This is a genomic window from Streptomyces sp. NPDC014734, from assembly GCF_043083325.1.
GTDB lineage: Bacteria > Actinomycetota > Actinomycetes > Streptomycetales > Streptomycetaceae > Streptomyces.
In genome coordinates, this window is sequence record NZ_JBIBYN010000012.1 from 53,623 (window position 1) to 71,478 (window position 17,856).

Annotated in this window: 14 protein-coding genes; 11 read left to right on the forward strand and 3 right to left on the reverse strand. The window is 71.8% G+C overall.

Annotated elements, in window-relative coordinates; translation table 11 throughout:
• Nucleotides 1-48 precede the first annotated feature (48 nt).
• The 7 genes from ACF1CT_RS20290 to ACF1CT_RS20320 all read left to right on the forward strand — a co-directional run bounded on the left by ACF1CT_RS20290 (nucleotide 49) and on the right by ACF1CT_RS20320 (nucleotide 9,791).
• Nucleotides 49-1,974 carry a PQQ-binding-like beta-propeller repeat protein gene (locus ACF1CT_RS20290; RefSeq protein WP_391785270.1) on the forward strand — a complete coding sequence of 642 codons (1,926 nt, stop codon included), beginning with the start codon at nucleotides 49-51 and terminating at the stop codon, nucleotides 1,972-1,974.
• Between the two features lie 146 nt (nucleotides 1,975-2,120).
• Entirely contained in the window at nucleotides 2,121-4,082 is a 1,962-nt protein-coding gene (locus ACF1CT_RS20295) for a PQQ-binding-like beta-propeller repeat protein (protein WP_391785271.1), read from the forward strand.
• A gap of 206 nt (nucleotides 4,083-4,288) precedes the next feature.
• Nucleotides 4,289-5,002 carry a response regulator transcription factor gene (locus tag ACF1CT_RS20300; protein WP_391785272.1) on the forward strand — a complete coding sequence of 238 codons (714 nt, stop codon included), beginning with the start codon at nucleotides 4,289-4,291 and terminating at the stop codon, nucleotides 5,000-5,002.
• Nucleotides 5,003-5,428: 426 nt separating this feature from the next.
• Entirely contained in the window at nucleotides 5,429-6,472 is a 1,044-nt protein-coding gene (gene galT / locus ACF1CT_RS20305; protein ID WP_391785273.1) for a galactose-1-phosphate uridylyltransferase, read from the forward strand.
• Nucleotides 6,469-7,449, forward strand: a complete 981-nt coding sequence (gene galE / locus ACF1CT_RS20310; RefSeq protein WP_391785274.1) for a UDP-glucose 4-epimerase GalE — start codon at nucleotides 6,469-6,471, stop codon at nucleotides 7,447-7,449. The genes galT and galE overlap by 4 nt, the downstream gene beginning before the upstream one ends.
• Entirely contained in the window at nucleotides 7,446-8,633 is a 1,188-nt protein-coding gene (galK, locus tag ACF1CT_RS20315) for a galactokinase (protein WP_391785275.1), read from the forward strand. The genes galE and galK overlap by 4 nt, the downstream gene beginning before the upstream one ends.
• A 348-nt stretch (nucleotides 8,634-8,981) precedes the next feature.
• A complete protein-coding gene (locus tag ACF1CT_RS20320; RefSeq protein WP_391785402.1) occupies nucleotides 8,982-9,791 on the forward strand; it encodes a LuxR C-terminal-related transcriptional regulator in 810 nt (269 codons plus the stop codon).
• On the opposite strand, the gene ACF1CT_RS20325 is transcribed toward ACF1CT_RS20320, so the two are convergent.
• Nucleotides 9,750-10,247 carry a MarR family winged helix-turn-helix transcriptional regulator gene (locus tag ACF1CT_RS20325; RefSeq protein ID WP_391785276.1) on the reverse strand — a complete coding sequence of 166 codons (498 nt, stop codon included), beginning with the start codon at nucleotides 10,245-10,247 and terminating at the stop codon, nucleotides 9,750-9,752. The genes ACF1CT_RS20320 and ACF1CT_RS20325 overlap by 42 nt on opposite strands.
• Before the next feature lie 88 nt (nucleotides 10,248-10,335).
• Between ACF1CT_RS20325 and ACF1CT_RS20330 the strand changes: the two genes are divergently transcribed.
• The 3 genes from ACF1CT_RS20330 to ACF1CT_RS20340 all read left to right on the forward strand — a co-directional run bounded on the left by ACF1CT_RS20330 (nucleotide 10,336) and on the right by ACF1CT_RS20340 (nucleotide 12,590).
• The gene (locus tag ACF1CT_RS20330; protein WP_391785277.1) at nucleotides 10,336-11,133 is read left to right on the forward strand and encodes a trans-aconitate 2-methyltransferase; all 798 of its coding nucleotides are present in this window, start codon (nucleotides 10,336-10,338) and stop codon (nucleotides 11,131-11,133) included.
• A gap of 4 nt (nucleotides 11,134-11,137) precedes the next feature.
• Nucleotides 11,138-11,503 carry a glyoxalase gene (locus tag ACF1CT_RS20335; protein ID WP_391785278.1) on the forward strand — a complete coding sequence of 122 codons (366 nt, stop codon included), beginning with the start codon at nucleotides 11,138-11,140 and terminating at the stop codon, nucleotides 11,501-11,503.
• Nucleotides 11,504-11,744: 241 nt separating this feature from the next.
• Nucleotides 11,745-12,590: an LLM class flavin-dependent oxidoreductase gene (locus ACF1CT_RS20340; protein ID WP_391785279.1), complete on the forward strand. Its 846-nt coding sequence runs from the start codon at nucleotides 11,745-11,747 to the stop codon at nucleotides 12,588-12,590.
• A 322-nt stretch (nucleotides 12,591-12,912) separates the two neighbouring features.
• On the opposite strand, the gene ACF1CT_RS20345 is transcribed toward ACF1CT_RS20340, so the two are convergent.
• Both ACF1CT_RS20345 and ACF1CT_RS20350 read right to left on the reverse strand, forming a co-directional pair.
• Nucleotides 12,913-13,599 (reverse strand): TetR family transcriptional regulator, encoded by a 687-nt coding sequence (locus ACF1CT_RS20345; RefSeq protein ID WP_391785280.1) that lies wholly within the window; start codon nucleotides 13,597-13,599, stop codon nucleotides 12,913-12,915.
• The gene (locus ACF1CT_RS20350; protein WP_391785281.1) at nucleotides 13,596-14,597 is read right to left on the reverse strand and encodes an acyl-CoA desaturase; all 1,002 of its coding nucleotides are present in this window, start codon (nucleotides 14,595-14,597) and stop codon (nucleotides 13,596-13,598) included. Before ACF1CT_RS20350 ends, ACF1CT_RS20345 begins: the two co-directional genes overlap by 4 nt.
• Before the next feature lie 339 nt (nucleotides 14,598-14,936).
• On the opposite strand from ACF1CT_RS20350, the gene ppc reads away from it, so the two are divergent.
• Nucleotides 14,937-17,666, forward strand: coding sequence for a phosphoenolpyruvate carboxylase (gene ppc, locus ACF1CT_RS20355; protein WP_391785282.1), 2,730 nt, complete (start codon nucleotides 14,937-14,939; stop codon nucleotides 17,664-17,666).
• Nucleotides 17,667-17,856: the final 190 nt, after the last annotated feature.

Consider the following 17,856-nt stretch of genomic DNA (forward strand, 5'->3'; position numbering starts at 1 on the left):
CGGGGGAGACCGGAACGGGTACCGGACCGCACGAAGGGGGACGTGCTGATGAGCCAGCCGCCCAGTCAGCAACCGCCGCAGGGAGGCTTCGGCGCGCCGCAGGAGCCGCCGCAGGGGAGTCCTCAGCCGCCCCAGGGCCCGCCGCCCGCGCAGCCGCCGCAGGCGCCCTCGTTCTCGAAGGCCCCCTCGGCACCGCAGACCCCGCCGCAGACCCCGCCTCCCGCGCAGCCGCCGCAGGCTCCGCCGTCCGCGCCGCCCGGTTACGGCTACCCGCAGCCGCCCGGCCAGGCACCGGGCCAGGCCGCCGGTTACGGCTACCCGCAGCAGCCGGGCCAGCAGCCCGGCCCGTACAACCAGCAGCCCGGCCCGTACGGTCAGCAGCCGGGTCCGTACAACCAGCAGCCGGGTCCCTACGGTCAGCAGCCGGGTCCGTACAACCAGCAGCCGGGCCCGTACGGTCAGCCCGCGCAGCCCGGTTACGGCTACCCGCAGCAGTACCCCGGCGCACCGCTTCCCGACGGCCCGGGCGGGGGCGGCGGGGCCAAGCGCAAGCCCGCGGTGATCATCGGTGCCGCGGCCGCCGCGCTGCTGGTGGTCGGTACCGGCGTCTTCTTCGCCGTGAACCCGGGCGACGACGACAAGAAGCCCGTCGCGGGGAAGAGCGAGGACGTCAAGCCGAGCGGCTCGGCCTCCGTCGACCAGGGCGGCGGCGACGGTGACGGCCGCGATGTCGACGAGGACCTCAACGTCGGACGCCGCGAGGGCGAGGCGAAGGTCCTCTGGCTGATGAAGAACGACGTCGACCTGCCGCGCAACGGCTCGGACGTGTACGGTCCCTGGATCGTCGGCGACATGATCGTCAAGGGCATGTACCGCGGGATATCCGGCTACTCCGCCACCGACGGCAAGCCGAAGTGGAACGTGCAGCTGCCCGCGGACCTGTGCGCCGCCCCCGCGCAGACCACCACCGACGGCAAGATCGTCGTCGGGGTCAAGAACGGCACCACCAGCAAGGCGGACTGTTCGGACCTCCAGATGATCGACCTCAAGACCGGCAAGGCCGGCTGGAAGAAGTCGATCACGAAGAACGGCATCTGGGACCTGATGTCGGACATCTCGCTCGCCATCAGCGGCGACACGGTCACCGTCGGCCGCACCGGCAACTCCAACGCCTTCCGGGTCAGCGACGGGAAGGAGCTGTTCGGCAAGCAACCGGGCAACTGCCAGCCGTTCGCCTTCGCCGGAGGGACGAAACTGATCGCCGCCTCCAACTGCCGCACCAATGACGTCGAGAACCCGCAGCAGCAGATCCAGGAACTCGACCCGGTGAGCGGGAAGCCCCGGTGGACGTACCAGCCCAAGCGCGGCTGGGAGATCGACCGGGTCTACTCGGTGAGCCCGCTGGTCGTCTCCCTGAAGAAGGAAAAGGAGTGGAGCATCCTCTCCCTCAGGGAGAACGGCACGCTCCGCTCCGGACTCAACAGCGACAAGGACGACAAGTTCGCGCCGGACTGCGGCAGCACCTTCGCGGTCTTCGGCAAGTCCCTGGACGGCTGCACCGGTGTCGCCGCCGACGCCAACACGTTCTACATGGCGACCGCGTCGGACGGCAGCGGCCTCGCCCGCACGAACAAGGTCGTGGCGTTCGACCTGAACACCGGGAAGACCAAGTGGAAGGCCGCGGCCCCGGCCGAGCGGGTGGTGAAGCCGCTGCGCATGGAGGGCGGCGACGTGCTGCTCTACGTGGAGGCCGGATACAACAAGGGCGGCGGGATCGCCACCCTCGCCCCGACCGGCGGCACCCCGAAGATGCTGTTGCAGCACCCGGAGTCGACGTCCCAGATCGAGAGCACCTTCTACAACTCGAAGGTTCTCTACGCGAACGGCCGTTGCTTCATCGCGAGCGGCCGGGTCAGTGCGCGCAACGACAAGGAAGAGCTGGAGACGAAGACCATGATGGCCTTCGGCAACTGACGGATCACGAGGGCGTCCGGCGGTATCGGGCCGTCGGCGTCCGCCGGATCACGACCGGCGGCGGCCCGGCATCCGCCACCGCCGCCGGCCCCGTTCGACCCACCGACACTCCTTTTCCCTCCCTTCCCCCCAGAGGTACGTACGCCATGACGCAGCCGCCCCAGCAGCCGCCCAACGAACCGCCCCAGGGCGGTTTCGGTGCCCCGCAGGATCCGCCCCAGGGCGGTTTCGGCGCCCCACAAGGTCCGCCGCAGGGCGGCTTCGGTGCCCCGACCCCGCCGCCCGCCGACACCACTGCGCCGGCGGGTCCGCCGCAGCAGCCGGGCCCGGCCCACGGAGTCCCGCAGGGTCAGCCCCCGCAGCCGGGTTACGGCGCCCCGCAGAATCAGCCGACCCAGCCCGGTTACGGCGCCCCGCAGGGACAGCCGGCCCAGCCGGGATACGGCTACCCGCAGCAGGGGCAGCCGACCCAGCCCGGCTACGGCTACCCGCAGGGACTGCCGCCCGGCCAGCCGCCGCAGCAGGGCTATGGCTTCCCGCACGCCATGCCGCCCGGCCAGCCGCCGCAGCAGGGTTACGGCTACCCGACCACCCCGATGCAGCAGCAGTACCCGCCGCAGCAGAACGGGAACGGGAACGGCGGCAAGAAGTTCAGTACCCAGATGCAGATCATCGTCGCCGCCGCGGTCGCCGTGGTGCTGATCGTCGGCGGGGGCATCTGGTACGCCAAGAGCGGCGGCGGCGACGACAAGAAGAAGGAAGAGGCGTCCCAGTCCAGCGGCGGCACCTCCGACGGCAAGGACAGCGGCGAGAGCGGCAGCGCGCCCGACGGCGCGGGCAAGGAGAAGGCACCGGACAACCCCAGGTCCAAGGTCGCCTTCCAGATGCCGATACCGAAGGTCACCGAGGTCACCACGCTCTCCGGCTCCTGGCTGACCGACAAGGCGTACGTGAAGACCGGCATCAACGAGATCGTCGGCTACGACGCGGTCAAGGGCACCAAGCTCTGGTCCATCCCGCTCGCCGGACAGCTCTGCGCCGCCTCCCGGCACATGACCGCCGACTACAAGACGGCCATCGTCTTCGAACAGGGCAAGCCCACCAAGGCCAAGAAGTACCAGCCGTGCAACCAGGTCGCCGCGCTGGACCTGAGCACCGGCAAACTGCTGTGGAGCAAGTCCGTGAACGCCGCCACCAGCGGCGACGCACCGGTCAGGTTCGAGGAGGTGACGGTCAGCGGTACCACGGTCGCCGCGGGCGGGAGCGAGGGCGGCGCCGCCTTCAACCTGAACACCGGTGCCGAGCTCTGGAAGCCGAAGGCCAGCACCGACGGCTGCTTCGACCGGGGTTACGGCGGCGGCGAGGCACTCGCCGTGGTCCGCTCCTGCGGCAAGTACGACGACCCGCAACTCGTCATCCAGGCCCTGAACCCGGCCGACGGCGCCCCGATCTCCTCGTACAAGATGCCGCCCGGCGTCGACTACGCGAGCATCGTCTCCACCAAGCCGCTGGTCGTCGCGGCCGATGTCGGCGACACCGCCGGGGACGGCAGCGGTATCTCGGACTTCTTCTCGATCGACGCCTCCACCGGCAAGCTGCTCACCAGGATCGCGGCGGACGGCGACAAGTACGCCGCGCGCTGCAAGTCCACCCTGGTCGAGAGCTGCAACAGCCTTGCCGTCGGCAACAACCGCATCTACGTGCCGACCGAGAGCCACGAGGGCACCGGGGAGTACGGCGACACCAACGAGATCGTCTCGTTCGACCTCGCCACGGGCAAACCGACCAGCGACCGGGCCGACGCGGGCGACCGCTACAAGATGTTCCCGATCCGCATGGACGGCGGCAACATCATCGCGTACCGCACCCCTCCCTACGACAAGGGCGGTCAGATCGTCTCCATCGACGGCGGCACGTTCAAGCAGACCGTGCTGATGGAGAACCCGAGCGACAAGACCGTCCGTGACGTGGAGACCAACTTCAGCCCGGACTACTCGGAGTTCCGCTACAACGACGGGCACCTGTACCTGTCCAGCACCTTGGTGAGCAAGCCCCACGGCACCCTGGACACCAGCCGGCGCCTGTTCGTCGGCTTCAGCAGGGAGTGACGCGGCCGCACGAACAACCACCGCGCGTGTGGCGGGGGTGGGGTCCGCCCGGCGGCTCCGCCCCCGCTCGCGTTTCCGGACCGCTCGTGTTTCCGGGCCGCTCGCGCCTTTGGCCGATAACGCGTCCGGGACGGCGGCCGAGCGTGTAGCTTGCCGGGTCAAGGTGGGCCGGGGGGTCTGGCACCACCGCTACGGGGGTGTGCTCGATGGGTGTGCGGCTCATGGTGATCGACGATCACCGCCTGCTCGCCGAGGCGCTCGCCTCGGCGCTGAAGCTGCGGGGCCATCGGGTGCTCGCGGCGGCGGCGCCGACAGCGGGAGCGGCCGAACTGGTGATCAGCCGGGCCCCCGAGGTCTGCCTGTTCGGCACGGCGGCGCCCGCCGAACCCGGCGTCTTCGACCCGATCGCACGCATCCGGCGGGAGCGCCCCCAGGTGGCGGTGGTGGTGCTCGGCCCCGTACCCAGTCCGCGCGGTATCGCCGCCGCCTTCGCCGCGGGCGCCGCGGGGTACGTCCGCCACGACGAGCGCATGGAGGGCGTCGAACGGGCGATGGCCAAGGCACGCGCCGGAGAGGCAGCGGTGTCGCCGCTGCTCCTCCAGGGAGCCTTCGCCGAACTCCTCGATCCGGTCGCCGCCCCGGACGACGAGGGACAACGACTGCTCCGGATGCTCACCCCGCGCGAGGTCGAGGTGCTGGTCCGGGTCGCCGAGGGCGAGGACACCCGGCTGATCGCGGCCGGGATGCGGATCGCGTCGAGCACCGCCCGCACACATGTGCAACGGGTACTGATGAAGCTGGGCGTCGGCTCCCGGCTGGAGGCCGCGGCACTCGCGGCCCGGACGGGACTCCTGGACCGGGCAGCCTCCGCCCCCGGGCCGGGCGTACGACGGGCCCCGAAGCGGGTCCACGCGGACTGACGACGCCGGCTGTCGCGGACTGACGACGCCGGCTGTCTCGGCTGTCGCGTTCGCGCCCCGGCCCCTGCCGCCCGTACTCCGCGCCCGCGTACGCGCCTGCCACTACGGGCCCGCCCCGGGCCGCCGGAACGCCCCGGCACTTGAGTCACACAGACGCATCGGCGCACAAGGCGCACAGGCGCACAAGGCATACATGCGCACAAGGCGCACAGGCGTCGGCGTGTTCCGTCCCGCCGTGCCCGCCGACCTCCTGCACCCCCGAGGGCCCCCGCCCACCCGAGGGCCCCTCCGCCCACCCACACATCACCGCGCCTCCCTCCACGGACCGGCTCCGACGATGCCGTGCGCCCGGCCCCGGACCGGGCCGTCATTGACGTGCGTGTTGGCTTGTGGTTCATTATGTTTGATTGTGTTTGGAGGAGTCTGGTGAAGAAAACGGTTACGACACTCGCCGACGGTCGGGAACTGCTCTACTACGACCGCCGTGACGACGCCGTCCGCGACGCCGAGGACCGGCGGCCCCTCGGCCGCGTCTCGACGTCGTCCGAGATCCGCCGGGACCCGTTCCTCGGAGACAGCGTCGCCATCGCCTCGCACCGGCAGGGCCGCACCTACCACCCGCCGGCCGACGAGTGCCCGCTCTGCCCCTCGCGGGACGGCCGGCTGAGCGAGATACCCGAGGCGGACTACGACGTCGCCGTCTTCGAGAACCGCTTCCCCTCGCTCGCCGGTGACTCCGGCCGTTGCGAGGTCGTCTGCTTCACCTCCGACCACGACGCTTCCTTCGCCGACCTCACCGAGGAGCAGGCCGCGCTGGTTCTGGCGGCCTGGACCGACCGCACCACCGAACTTGCCGAACTCCCGCAGGTGGAGCAGGTGTTCTGCTTCGAGAACCGGGGCGCCGAGATCGGCGTCACGCTCGGACATCCGCACGGGCAGATCTACGCGTACCCGTTCGTCACCCCGCGCACCGAACTGATGCTCCGCTCGACGGCCGCCCACCGCGCCGCGACCGGCCGCAACCTCTTCGACGACGTGGTGGCCCGCGAGGAGGCGGACGGTTCACGGGTCGTCCTGGCGGGCGAGCACTGGATCGCCTTCGTCCCGTACGCCGCCCACTGGCCGTACGAGGTGCACCTCCACCCCCGCCGCCGCGTTCCCGACCTGCGGTCGCTCGACGACGCCGCGCGCACGGAATTCCCACAGCTTTATCTGGAACTCTTGAGGCGATTCGACCGGATCTTCGGGCCCGGCGAGCCGCCGACCCCGTACATCTCGGCCTGGCACCAGGCCCCGTTCGCGGCCCCCGGCAGGGAGGACTTCGGGCTCCATCTGGAGCTTTTCACCATCCGACGCACCTCCGGCAAGCTGAAGTTCCTCGCCGGTTCCGAATCCGGCATGAACGTGTTCATCAACGATGTGCCGCCGGAGGCCGCGGCCCAGCGACTGCGAGAGGTAGCGAGCGAGTGAGCAAGCCCCAGAGGAAGTACCTGGTCACCGGTGGCGCGGGATACGTCGGCAGCGTGGTCGCCCAGCATCTGCTGGAGGCCGGTCACGCGGTCACCGTCCTCGACGACCTGTCGACGGGTTTCCGGGAGGGCGTTCCGGCCGGGGCGGAGTTCGTCGAGGGCCGCGTCCAGGACGCCGCGAAATGGCTCGACGCCTCCTACGACGGGGTGCTGCACTTCGCCGCGTACTCGCAGGTCGGCGAGTCCGTCACGGACCCCGAGAGGTACTGGACGAACAACGTCGGCGGCTCCCTCGAACTGCTCGCCGCGATGCGCGACGCCGGGGTGCGGACCCTGGTCTTCTCCTCCACCGCCGCGACCTACGGCGAACCGGCCACCACCCCCATCACCGAGGCCGACGCGACCGCGCCCACCAGCCCCTACGGCGCCACCAAGCTCGCCGTCGACCACATGATCAGCGGCGAGGCGAAGGCGCACGGACTGGCCGCCGTCTCGCTGCGCTACTTCAACGTGGCGGGGGCGTACGGCAGTCGGGGCGAGCGGCACGACCCCGAGTCGCACCTCATCCCGCTCGTCCTCCAGGTCGCCCTCGGCCGACGGGAGTCCATCGCGGTGTACGGCGACGACTACCCGACCCCCGACGGCACCTGCGTCCGCGACTACATCCACGTCGCCGACCTCGCCGAGGCCCACCTGCTCGCCCTGGACGCGGCCACCCCGGGCGAGCACCTGATCTGCAACCTCGGCAACGGCAACGGCTTCTCGGTCCGCGAGGTCATCGAGACCGTCCGCGCGGTCACCGGCCACCCCGTCCCCGAGACCGCGGCCCCGCGCCGCGCCGGTGACCCCGCCGTGCTGGTCGCCTCCGCCGCCACCGCCGGGGAACGGCTCGGCTGGACGCCGTCGCGCTCCGACCTCGCCGGAATCGTCACCGACGCCTGGGCGTTCGCCCGCCGAGAGGAACCCACCGCCTCATGACCGAGCACCACGACCCGGCCCCCGCACCCGCCGACCCGGCCGACGCCTTCACCGCGCTGTACGGCAGCGCCCCCGAGGGCGTCTGGGCGGCCCCCGGGCGGGTCAACCTGATCGGCGAGTACACCGACTTCAACGACGGCTTCGTGATGCCGCTCGCGCTGCCGCACACCGCGCGCGCCGCCGTCGCCCGCCGCACCGACGGCGAACTGCGACTCCACTCGTCCGACGTGCCGGGCGGAGTCGTCCGGCTCCGGATCGACGAACTTGCCCCGCATCAGGGGCACGGCTGGGCCGCCTACCCGGCGGGCGTCGTCTGGGCGCTGCGCGAGGCCGGTCACCCGGTCACCGGGGCGGACATCCAGCTCATCTCCGCCGTGCCCACCGGCGCCGGGCTCTCCTCTTCCGCGGCACTGGAGGTCGTCACCGCGCTCGCTCTGAACGACCTCTTCGAACTCGGCCTGACCGCACAGGAGTTGGCGGTCATCGGGCAGCGCGCCGAGAACGCGTTCGTCGGTGTGCCGTGCGGGATCATGGATCAGATGGCCTCCGCCTGCTGCACCGAGGGCCACGCCCTGTACCTCGACACCCGCGACCTCACCCAGCGCCAGGTTCCCTTCGACCTGGCCGCGCACGGGCTGCGGCTGCTGGTCGTCGACACCCGCGTCAAGCACGCGCTGGGCGACGGCGCGTACGCCGAGCGGCGGGCCGGCTGCGAGGCGGGGGCCGCCGCGCTCGGTCTGCGCACGCTGCGCGACCTGCCGTTCCCGGGGCTCGAAACGGCCCTGGAGACGCTTGCCGCGTCCGACGCGGACGAGTCCGTGGTGCGCTGCGTACGTCATGTGGTCGGTGACAACGAACGGGTGAGGCAGGTCATCGCCCTGCTCGACGCGGGCGACGTGCGCGCGGTGGGCCCGGTCCTCGACGCGGGACACGCCTCGCTCCGCGACGACCTGCGGGTCTCCTGCCCGGAACTGGACCTTGTGGTGTCGACGGCGGGCGGTGCCGGGGCGCTCGGTGCCCGGATGACCGGCGGCGGCTTCGGCGGCTCGGCGATCGTACTGGTGGACGAGGCGCGTGCGGACGCGGTCGCCGGGGCGGTACGGGCGGCCTTCGCCGCGGCCGGACACGCGGAGCCGGGGATCTTCCCCGCGGTGCCCTCGGCGGGCGCCCGCCGCCTCGCCTGACCCGGCCGCCCCGGCCGCCCCGGCCGCCTTCCGTCAGCTGACGATTCCGGCCAGGCGCGCACCGCGCACCGGCCGGCACCGGCCATCGACCGACCGGTGCCGGTCAGTTCCGCGAATCGCCTTACGCGCCGGACGACGCGCCGTACCCTGATGCACAGCACCGGTGGGGGCCGGTGCCGATTCAGGGGTACGAGACAGTCGGGTACGGCGCCCGGGGCGGATGGCAGTCGGCGCACGGCGGCGGCCGTGGGGCCGCGGTCCATCTCCCGGTCCGGGCGACCGTACCCGCGTCGTTCCGTTCCTTCGGCGGGCCGGGGTGCCCGGCAGCGTAGGCAGCAGGGGGTGCCTGTGGTTCGAATCCGGGTTCTGGTGGTGGACGACCACCGTATTTTCGCCGAGTCGCTGGCAGCGGCACTCGCGGCCGAGCCCGATGTCGAGGTGTCGGCGGCGGGCAGCGGCCCGGCCGCGCTGCGCTGCCTGGAACGGGCGGCCACCGAGGGGCGCGGCTACGACGTGATGCTGGTCGACGCCGAACTCGGCATCCTGACCGCGGCGGGGGGCCGCCGCGCGCCCGTCCCGGTGCCGCGCGCCGGGGAGAACGCACCGGTGGACGGCATCTCCCTGGTCGCCGGTGTCCACACCGCCCGGCCCTCCGTGCACACGGTGGTGCTCGCCGAGAAGGACGACCCGCACCGGGCCGCCCTCGCGCTCCAGGCCGGCGCCTCCGGCTGGGTGGCCAAGGACTGCTCGTTGCAACGACTCCTCACGGTCGTCCGGGGCGTGCTGCGCGACGAGACGCACCTGCCCCCGGCCCTGCTGACGGGCGTCCTGCGGGAGCTGACCGCGGCACGCAGACACCGCACCGAGAGCGAACAGCTCGTCGAGTCGCTGACCCCGCGCGAGCGCGAGGTGCTGCGCTGCATGGTGGCCGGGCTGGGGCGCAAGGCCGTCGCGGAGCGCCTCTACCTCTCCCCGCACACGGTGCGCACACACATGCAGAACGTCCTGGGGAAGCTGGGTGTGCACTCCACGCTCGCGGCGGTCGCGCTGGCGCGCCGGGCGGGCATCGGACCGGTCGACCTGGAACCGGCGGACCTGGGACCGGCCGGACCTGCCCTAGCCGGGGATGTTGTCGAACGGGGCAGTCAACTGGCGTAGCAGCCCCGCCAGTTCGCCGCGCTGCTGCGGTGAGAGTTCGCCCAGGATGGCGCGTTCCTGGGCGAGCAGACCGGCCAGTGACTGGTCGGCCCTGTCGCGGCCCTCGGCGGTGAGCCGGACGAGCACGCCGCGTCGGTCGTTGGGGTCGGGGAGCCGCTCGACGAGGTTCTTCTTGGCCAGCCGGTCGATGCGGTTGGTCATCGTGCCCGAGGTCACCAGCGTCTGGGTCAGCAACTGGCCGGGGGACAGCTGGTAGGGGGCGCCCGCGCGACGCAGCGACGTCAGGACGTCGAACTCCCACGGCTCCAGGTGGTGCTCGGAGAAAGCGATCCGGCGCGCCCGGTCCAGATGCCGGGCCAGACGCGAGACGCGGCTCAGCACCTCGAGCGGTTCCACGTCGAGGTCGGGGCGCTCACGGCGCCATGCAGCGACCAGTCGGTCGACCTCGTCCTCCATGTCGATCAGTGTAGAGGGTCTGTCGACATGAAGTCTCTTGAATTCAAGTGTCTTGACATCGAGATAACTCGGGCGTGATCCTGAATCCATGAGCGCACCTCTCTGGGATCCGCAGCAGTACCTGCGCCACGCGGATCACCGCACCCGCCCGTTCCACGACCTCCTGGCCCGCGTTCCCGACCCCCCGGCCGCACCGGCGCCCCGCGTCGCCGACCTCGGCTGCGGCGCGGGAAACGTCACCGCCCTCCTCGCCCGACGCTGGCCGAGGGCCCGTATCACCGGCTACGACAACTCGCCCCAGATGCTGGAACGGGCCAGGACCCACGCCGGGCCCCTCCTGGACTTCGTCGAGGCCGACGCCGCCACCTGGACCCCCGCCGAACCCTTCGACGTGATCGTCTCCAACGCCCTGCTCCAGTGGGTCCCCGACCACCTCGCACGCCTCCCCGTCTGGCTGGACGCACTCACCCCCGGCGGCACGCTCGCCCTCCAGGTTCCCGGCAACTTCGACCAGCCCTCCCACGTCCTCATGCGGGAACTCGCCGCCTCCCCGCGCTGGCGCGAGCGTCTGCACGGCGTCCTGCGCCACGCCGACGCCGTGCCCGCCCCCACCGCCTACCTCGATGCCCTCACGGCCCCCGGCATCACCGCCGACGTCTGGGAGACCACCTACCTGCACCTGCTGCACGGCGAGGACCCGGTACTCGACTGGGTGAAGGGCACCGGCCTGCGTCCCGTCCTCACCGCCCTGGGCGACGACCCCGGGGCCCGCGACGCCTTCCTCGCCGCCTACCGCGACCTGCTGCGCACCGCCTACCCCGCCGGCCCGCACGGCACCGTCTTCCCGTTCCGCCGCGTCTTCGCCGTTGCCCACAAGGAGAAATGACATCGTGATCGCCGCCCTCGACCATGTCCAACTCGCCGCCCCGGCGGGCTCGGAGGACATCCTGCGCACGTACTACGCCGACACCCTCGGCATGACGGAGATCGCCAAGCCCCCGGCCCTCGCCGCCCGCGGCGGCTGCTGGTTCCGGGCCGGACCGGTCCAGCTCCACCTGGGCGTCGAGCAGGACTTCCGCCCCGCCCGCAAGGCCCACCCCGGTCTGCGCGTCACCGGCATCGAGGCGTACGCCGCCCGGCTGGAGGCCCACGGGGCCCCGGTGCGGTGGGACGGCGACCTGCCCGGCCACCGCCGCTTCTTCAGCCACGACCCGGTCGGGAACCGACTGGAGTTCCTGGAGCCGGTGGACGCGTGAACCGAAGCACCGGCGGACGCGTGAACCGAAGGACCGATGCGGAGGGTGGCCTGCCCCGTCGACACGGCCCGCCCCGGGCCGAAACGGCCTGGTGCTGTGACCCGTCGCAGCACTAGGGTGGGGCGACTTCGACGAGACGTTCCCCGGAAGCACGCCGTAGAGCGGGAACGTCCCACCTCACTGGAGGTGCAGGAGGGGCGGCAGCAGTCCTTGTCGACCCTTCCTTCCGGAGGTTTCCCTCATGAACATCGGTATCGGTCTGCCCATCGGCGACCCGGCCGCCCTGCTCACCTGGGCGCGGAGCGCCGAGGCCGGGCCCTTCAGCACGCTCGGCCTGCTCGACCGGCTCGTCCACGACAACCCCGAGCCCCTGGTCGCGCTCGCCGTGCTGGCAGGTGCCACCTCCCGCATCCGTGTCCAGACCGAAGTGCTGCTCGCCCCGTTGCGCGACACCGCCCTCCTCGCCAAGCAGGCCGCAACCCTGGACCGCATGACCGGTGGCCGTCTGGTCCTCGGCCTGGGCATCGGCGGCCGGGACGACGACCACCGGGCCGCGGGCGTCGACCCGCGCACCCGGGGCCGGCGCCTGGACGAACAGATGGCGGTGATGCGCCGCCTGTGGTCCGGCGAGCCGTACGGCGACGGCGTCGGCCCGATCGGTCCCGCGCCCGCCCGGCCCGGCGGCCCCGAAGTGCTCTTCGGCGGCTTCAGGCCCGCCGCGATCGAACGCGTCGCGCGCTGGGGCGACGGCTTCCTCGCCGCCGCCGGACCCTCCTGGGCGGGCGGCCTGTTCGACACGGCACGCGGGTTCTGGAAGGAGTACGGCCGCGAGGGCGAGCCGCGCATCGTCGCGCAGGTCAATGTCGCGCTCGGCCCCGACGACGTGGTCCACGACGCCCGGACCCGCATGCACGCGTACTACACCTTCACCGGCATGCCCGACCGCATGGTCGCCGGAATGCTCACCACACCGACCGGGATCCGCGAGACGATCACCCGCTTCGCGGACCTCGGCGCCGATGAGGTCATGCTCTACTGCTACGGCCTCGACCCGGCCCAGGTGGACCGCCTCGCCGACGTTCTGTGACGGCGCCGGGCAGACGACCGACCGGGCCCGCCCCCGCACCGCGACACCGGCTCGCACGCCGCTGATCACCCGCCCGTGAACCGGACGGCCCGCGAGGGGGAACGGGCGCGTGCCCGGCAGAACACCAGAGCACGCTCAGCGCTTCCGATGTGATGCCGATGCCGATGTCGATCGGGAACGGGACACCGGTCCTCGGCCGGTCGTGGTGGACCCCCGTCAGCGCCCCCGGCACCGCCGTCCCCGAACCTCCCGGGCGACCACGCCCGGGAGGCTCGGGGACGGTGTCCGCCCGGTCGGGGACCGCTCGACCGGCGCTCGGCACTCAGCTCTTGCGATGGCCTATCAGCCGCGGCTTCGACTCCAGGTTCTCCAGACCGTGCCAGGCCAGATTCACCAGATGGGCCGCGACCTCCGCCTTCTTCGGCTTGCGCGCGTTCACCCACCACTGACCCGTCAGCGCCACCATCCCCACCAGCGCCTGCGCGTACAGCGGGGCCAGCTTCGGATCGAAACCCCGGGCCTTGAACTCCAGGCCGAGGATGTCCTCCACCTGAGTGGCGATGTCACTGATCAGCGACGCGAACGTACCCGTCGACTGGGCGACGGGGGAATCCCGGACCAGGATGCGGAAGCCGTCCGTGTACGTCTCGATGTAGTCCAGCAACGCGAACGCCGCCTGCTCCAGCAGCTCCCGCGGATGGCCCGCCGTCAGCGCGCCCGTCACCATGTCGAGCAGCCGCCGCATCTCACGGTCGACCACCACCGCGTACAGCCCCTCCTTGCCGCCGAAGTGCTCGTACACCACCGGCTTCGAGACGCCCGCGCGAGAGGCGATCTCCTCCACCGACGTGCCCTCGAAACCCTTGTCGGCGAAGAGCGTGCGACCGATGTCCAGCAGCTGCTCGCGGCGCTCCTTGCCGGTCATCCTGACCCGGCGGGCCCGCCGGGAGGAGGAAGGACGGTTGGTCTCGCTGCTGGTACTGGAGTCGGTCGCCACGTCGTCCATCATGCCGCGTCGTCGCGCACACGGTCGCGGCGGGCGCCGATACGCCGGGACTCGATCCGCGCGGCGTCCGGCCAGCGCACATCCGACGCCCACCCCAGCCTCTCGAACCAGCGGATCACCCGGGCGCTCGAATCGATCTGCCCCCGCTCCACACCGTGCCGCGCGCTCGTCGGATCCGCGTGATGCAGGTTGTGCCACGACTCCCCGCACGACAGCACCGCCAGCCACCACACGTTCCCCGAGCGGTCACGGGAACGGAACGGACGCCTGCCCACCGCGTGACAGATCGAATTGATCGACCAGGTGACGTGATGCAGCAGCGCCACCCGCACCAGGGAACCCCAGAAGAACGCCGTCGCCGCACCCCACCACGACCACGTCACCAACCCGCCCACCAACGGCGGAACCGCCAGCGACACGACCGTGAACGTCACGAAGTGACGCGAGACCGCACGCAGCGCCGGATCCTTGACGAGATCCGGGGCGTACTTCTGCTGCGGCGTCTGCTCCGCATCGAACATCCATCCGATGTGCGCCCACCACAGCCCCTTCAGCAACGCAGGCAACGACTCGCCGAACCGCCACGGCGAATGCGGATCCCCCTCCGCGTCCGAGAAACGGTGATGCCTGCGGTGATCCGCCACCCACCGCACCAACGGCCCCTCCACGGCCAGCGAACCCGCCACCGCCAGCGCGATCCGCAGCGGACGCCTCGCCTTGAACGAACCATGTGTGAAATAGCGGTGGAAACCGATCGTGATGCCATGGCAGCCGATGAAGTACATCGCCACCAACAGGCCGAGATCGAGCCAGCTCACCCCCCGCCCCCAGACCAGCGGCACCGCCGCCACCAGGGCCAGGAACGGCACCACGATGAACAGCAGGAGAGCGATCTGCTCGACCGACCCCTTGCTGTCCCCGCCGAGTGTGGCGGAAGGCGGGGCGGGATCGTCGGACCCCGATGGCTGGGCTTCGTCGATCACGGCGGGGCTGGTGTGCATGGGGGGTCCCCTGGGGATGAGAAGTACGACGGACAGGTCCGGCTACGGTTCCGTAACCTACGGTTACGTAAGTATGGCAGCGCGAAGCCCCACCGCACGAGAGCACGACCACGCGCCCACACGGGAAAACCCGAACGGGGCGCCAGCGGTGCCGACGACGCGGACACCTATCCTGGTGGAGTCGGACAGCGCGGTCCGCACTCCGCTTTCCGGGGTGGCGCCGGCACCGCCGCCGGCCGCGGCCCCGGAGACCCCGTGCCCGCGCGGCCTCCACCACCACCCTTGGGTGGCAGCCGCAACGCGACGCACCTCCTCATTCACTGCAAGGAGCCGCACACTGTGAGCAGTGCCGACCAGACCCCCGCCGCAAGCCCCGAGCTGCGCGCCGACATCCGCCGCCTCGGCGACCTGCTGGGCGAAACCCTGGTGCGCCAGGAGGGCCAGGAACTCCTCGACCTCGTCGAACGCGTCCGCGCCCTCACCCGCACCGACGGCGAAGCCGCCGCCGACCTGCTCGGCGACACGGACCTGGAGACCGCCGCGCGCCTCGTCCGCGCCTTCTCCACCTACTTCCACCTCGCCAACGTCACCGAGCAGGTCCACCGCGCCCGCGAGATGCGCGACCGACGCGCCGCCGAGGGCGGACTCCTCGCCCGCACCGCCGACCGCCTCAAGGACGCCGACCCGCAGCACCTGCGCGAAACCGTCAAGAACCTCAACGTGCGACCCGTCTTCACCGCACACCCCACCGAGGCCGCCCGGCGCTCCGTCCTCAACAAGCTCCGCCGCATCGCCGAACTCCTCGAAACCCCCGTCATCGACGCCGACCGGCGCCGCCAGGACCTCCGCCTCGCCGAGAACATCGACCTCATCTGGCAGACCGACGAACTCCGCGTCGTCCGGCCCGAACCCGCCGACGAGGCCCGCAACGCCATCTACTACCTCGACGAACTCCACCTCGGTGCCGTCGGCGACGTGCTCGAAGACCTCGCCGCCGAACTCGAACGCGTCGGCGTCGAACTCCCCGCGGGCACCCGCCCCCTCACCTTCGGCACCTGGATCGGCGGCGACCGCGACGGCAACCCCAACGTCACCCCCGCCGTCACCCGCGAAGTCCTCATCCTCCAGCACGAACACGGCATCACCGACGCCCTCGAACTCGTCGACCACCTCCGCGCCCAGCTCTCCAACTCCATCCGCTACACCGGCGCCACCGACGAACTCCTCACCTCCCTCCAGGCCGACCTCGAACGCCTCCCCGAAATCAGCCCCCGCTACAAGCGGCTGAACGCCGAGGAGCCCTACCGCCTCAAGGCCACCTGCATCCGGCAGAAGCTCGTCAACACCCGCGAACGCCTCGCCGGCGACACCCCCCACCGCCCCGGCTGCGACTACCTCGGCACCGCCGACCTCCTCGCCGACCTCCAGCTCATCCAGACCTCCCTGCGCGAACACCGCGGCGGCCTCTTCGCCGACGGACGCATGGACCGCACCATCCGCACCCTCGCCGCCTTCGGCCTCCAGCTCGCCACCATGGACGTCCGCGAACACGCCGACGCCCACCACCACGCCCTCGGCCAGCTCTTCGACCGCCTCGGCGAGGAATCCTGGCGCTACGCCGACATGCCCCGCGACTACCGGCAGAAGCTCCTCGCCAAGGAACTCCGCTCCCGCCGCCCCCTCGCCCCCACCCCGGCCCCCCTCGACGCCGCGGGCGAGAAGACCCTCGGCGTCTTCCACACCGTCAAGGAAGCCTTCGAGCGCTTCGGCCCCGAAGTCATCGAGTCGTACATCATCTCCATGTGCCAGGGCGCCGACGACGTCTTCGCCGCCGCGGTCCTCGCCCGCGAGGCCGGACTCCTCGACCTCCACGCAGGCTGGGCCAAGATCGGCATCGTCCCGCTCCTGGAAACCACCGACGAGCTCCGCGCGGCCGACGTCATCCTCGACGAAATGCTCGCCGACCCCTCCTACCGACGCCTCGTCTCCCTGCGCGGCGACGTCCAGGAGGTCATGCTCGGCTACTCCGACTCCTCCAAGTTCGGCGGCATCACCACCTCCCAGTGGGAGATCCACCGCGCCCAGCGCCGCCTCCGCGACGTCGCCCACCGCTACGGCGTACGCCTGCGCCTCTTCCACGGCCGCGGCGGCACCGTCGGCCGCGGCGGCGGCCCCTCCCACGACGCGATCCTCGCCCAGCCCTGGGGCACCCTCGAAGGCGAGATCAAGGTCACCGAACAGGGCGAGGTCATCTCCGACAAGTACCTCATCCCGGCCCTCGCCCGCGAGAACCTCGAACTGACCGTCGCGGCCACCCTCCAGGCATCCGCCCTGCACACCGCGCCCCGCCAGTCCGACGAAGCCCTCGCCCGCTGGGACGCGGCCATGGACACCGTCTCCGACGCCGCCCACGCCGCCTACCGCAAGCTCGTCGAGGACCCGGACCTGCCGACGTACTTCCTCGCCTCCACACCGGTGGACCAGCTCGCCGACCTGCACCTGGGCTCGCGGCCCTCCCGCCGCCCCGGCTCGGGCGTCTCGCTCGACGGACTGCGCGCCATCCCCTGGGTCTTCGGCTGGACCCAGTCCCGCCAGATCGTCCCCGGCTGGTACGGCGTCGGCTCCGGCCTCAAGGCCCTGCGCGAAGCCGGGCTCGACAGTGTCCTGGAAGAGATGCACGAACACTGGCACTTCTTCCGCAACTTCCTCTCCAACGTGGAGATGACGCTCGCCAAGACCGATCTGCGCATCGCCCGCCACTACGTCGACACCCTCGTCCCGGACGAGCTCAAGCACGTCTTCGACGCCATCGAGGCCGAACACGCCCTCACCGTCCAGGAAGTCCTCAAGGTCACCGGAAGCACCGAGCTCCTCGACACCAGCCCGGTACTCCAGCAGACCTTCGCCATCCGCGACGCCTACCTGGACCCGATCTCCTACCTCCAGGTCTCCCTGCTGGCCCGCCAGCGCCAGGCCGCCGAACGCGGCGAAGACCCCGACCCGCTGCTCGCCCGAGCCCTCCTCCTCACCGTCAACGGAGTCGCCGCCGGCCTGCGCAACACCGGCTGACCCCGCCCCGGAAACGCACCACGGAGCGGCGGGGGGGGGGGCGGGCGCCCCCCCCCCCCCCCCCCCCCCCCCCCCCCCCCCCACCCCCCACCCCCCCCCCCCCCCCCCCCCCCCCCCCCCCCGGCCCCCCACCCCCCCCCCCCACCCGCCCCCCCCCCCCCCCCCGCCCCCCCCGGCCCGCCCCGACCCT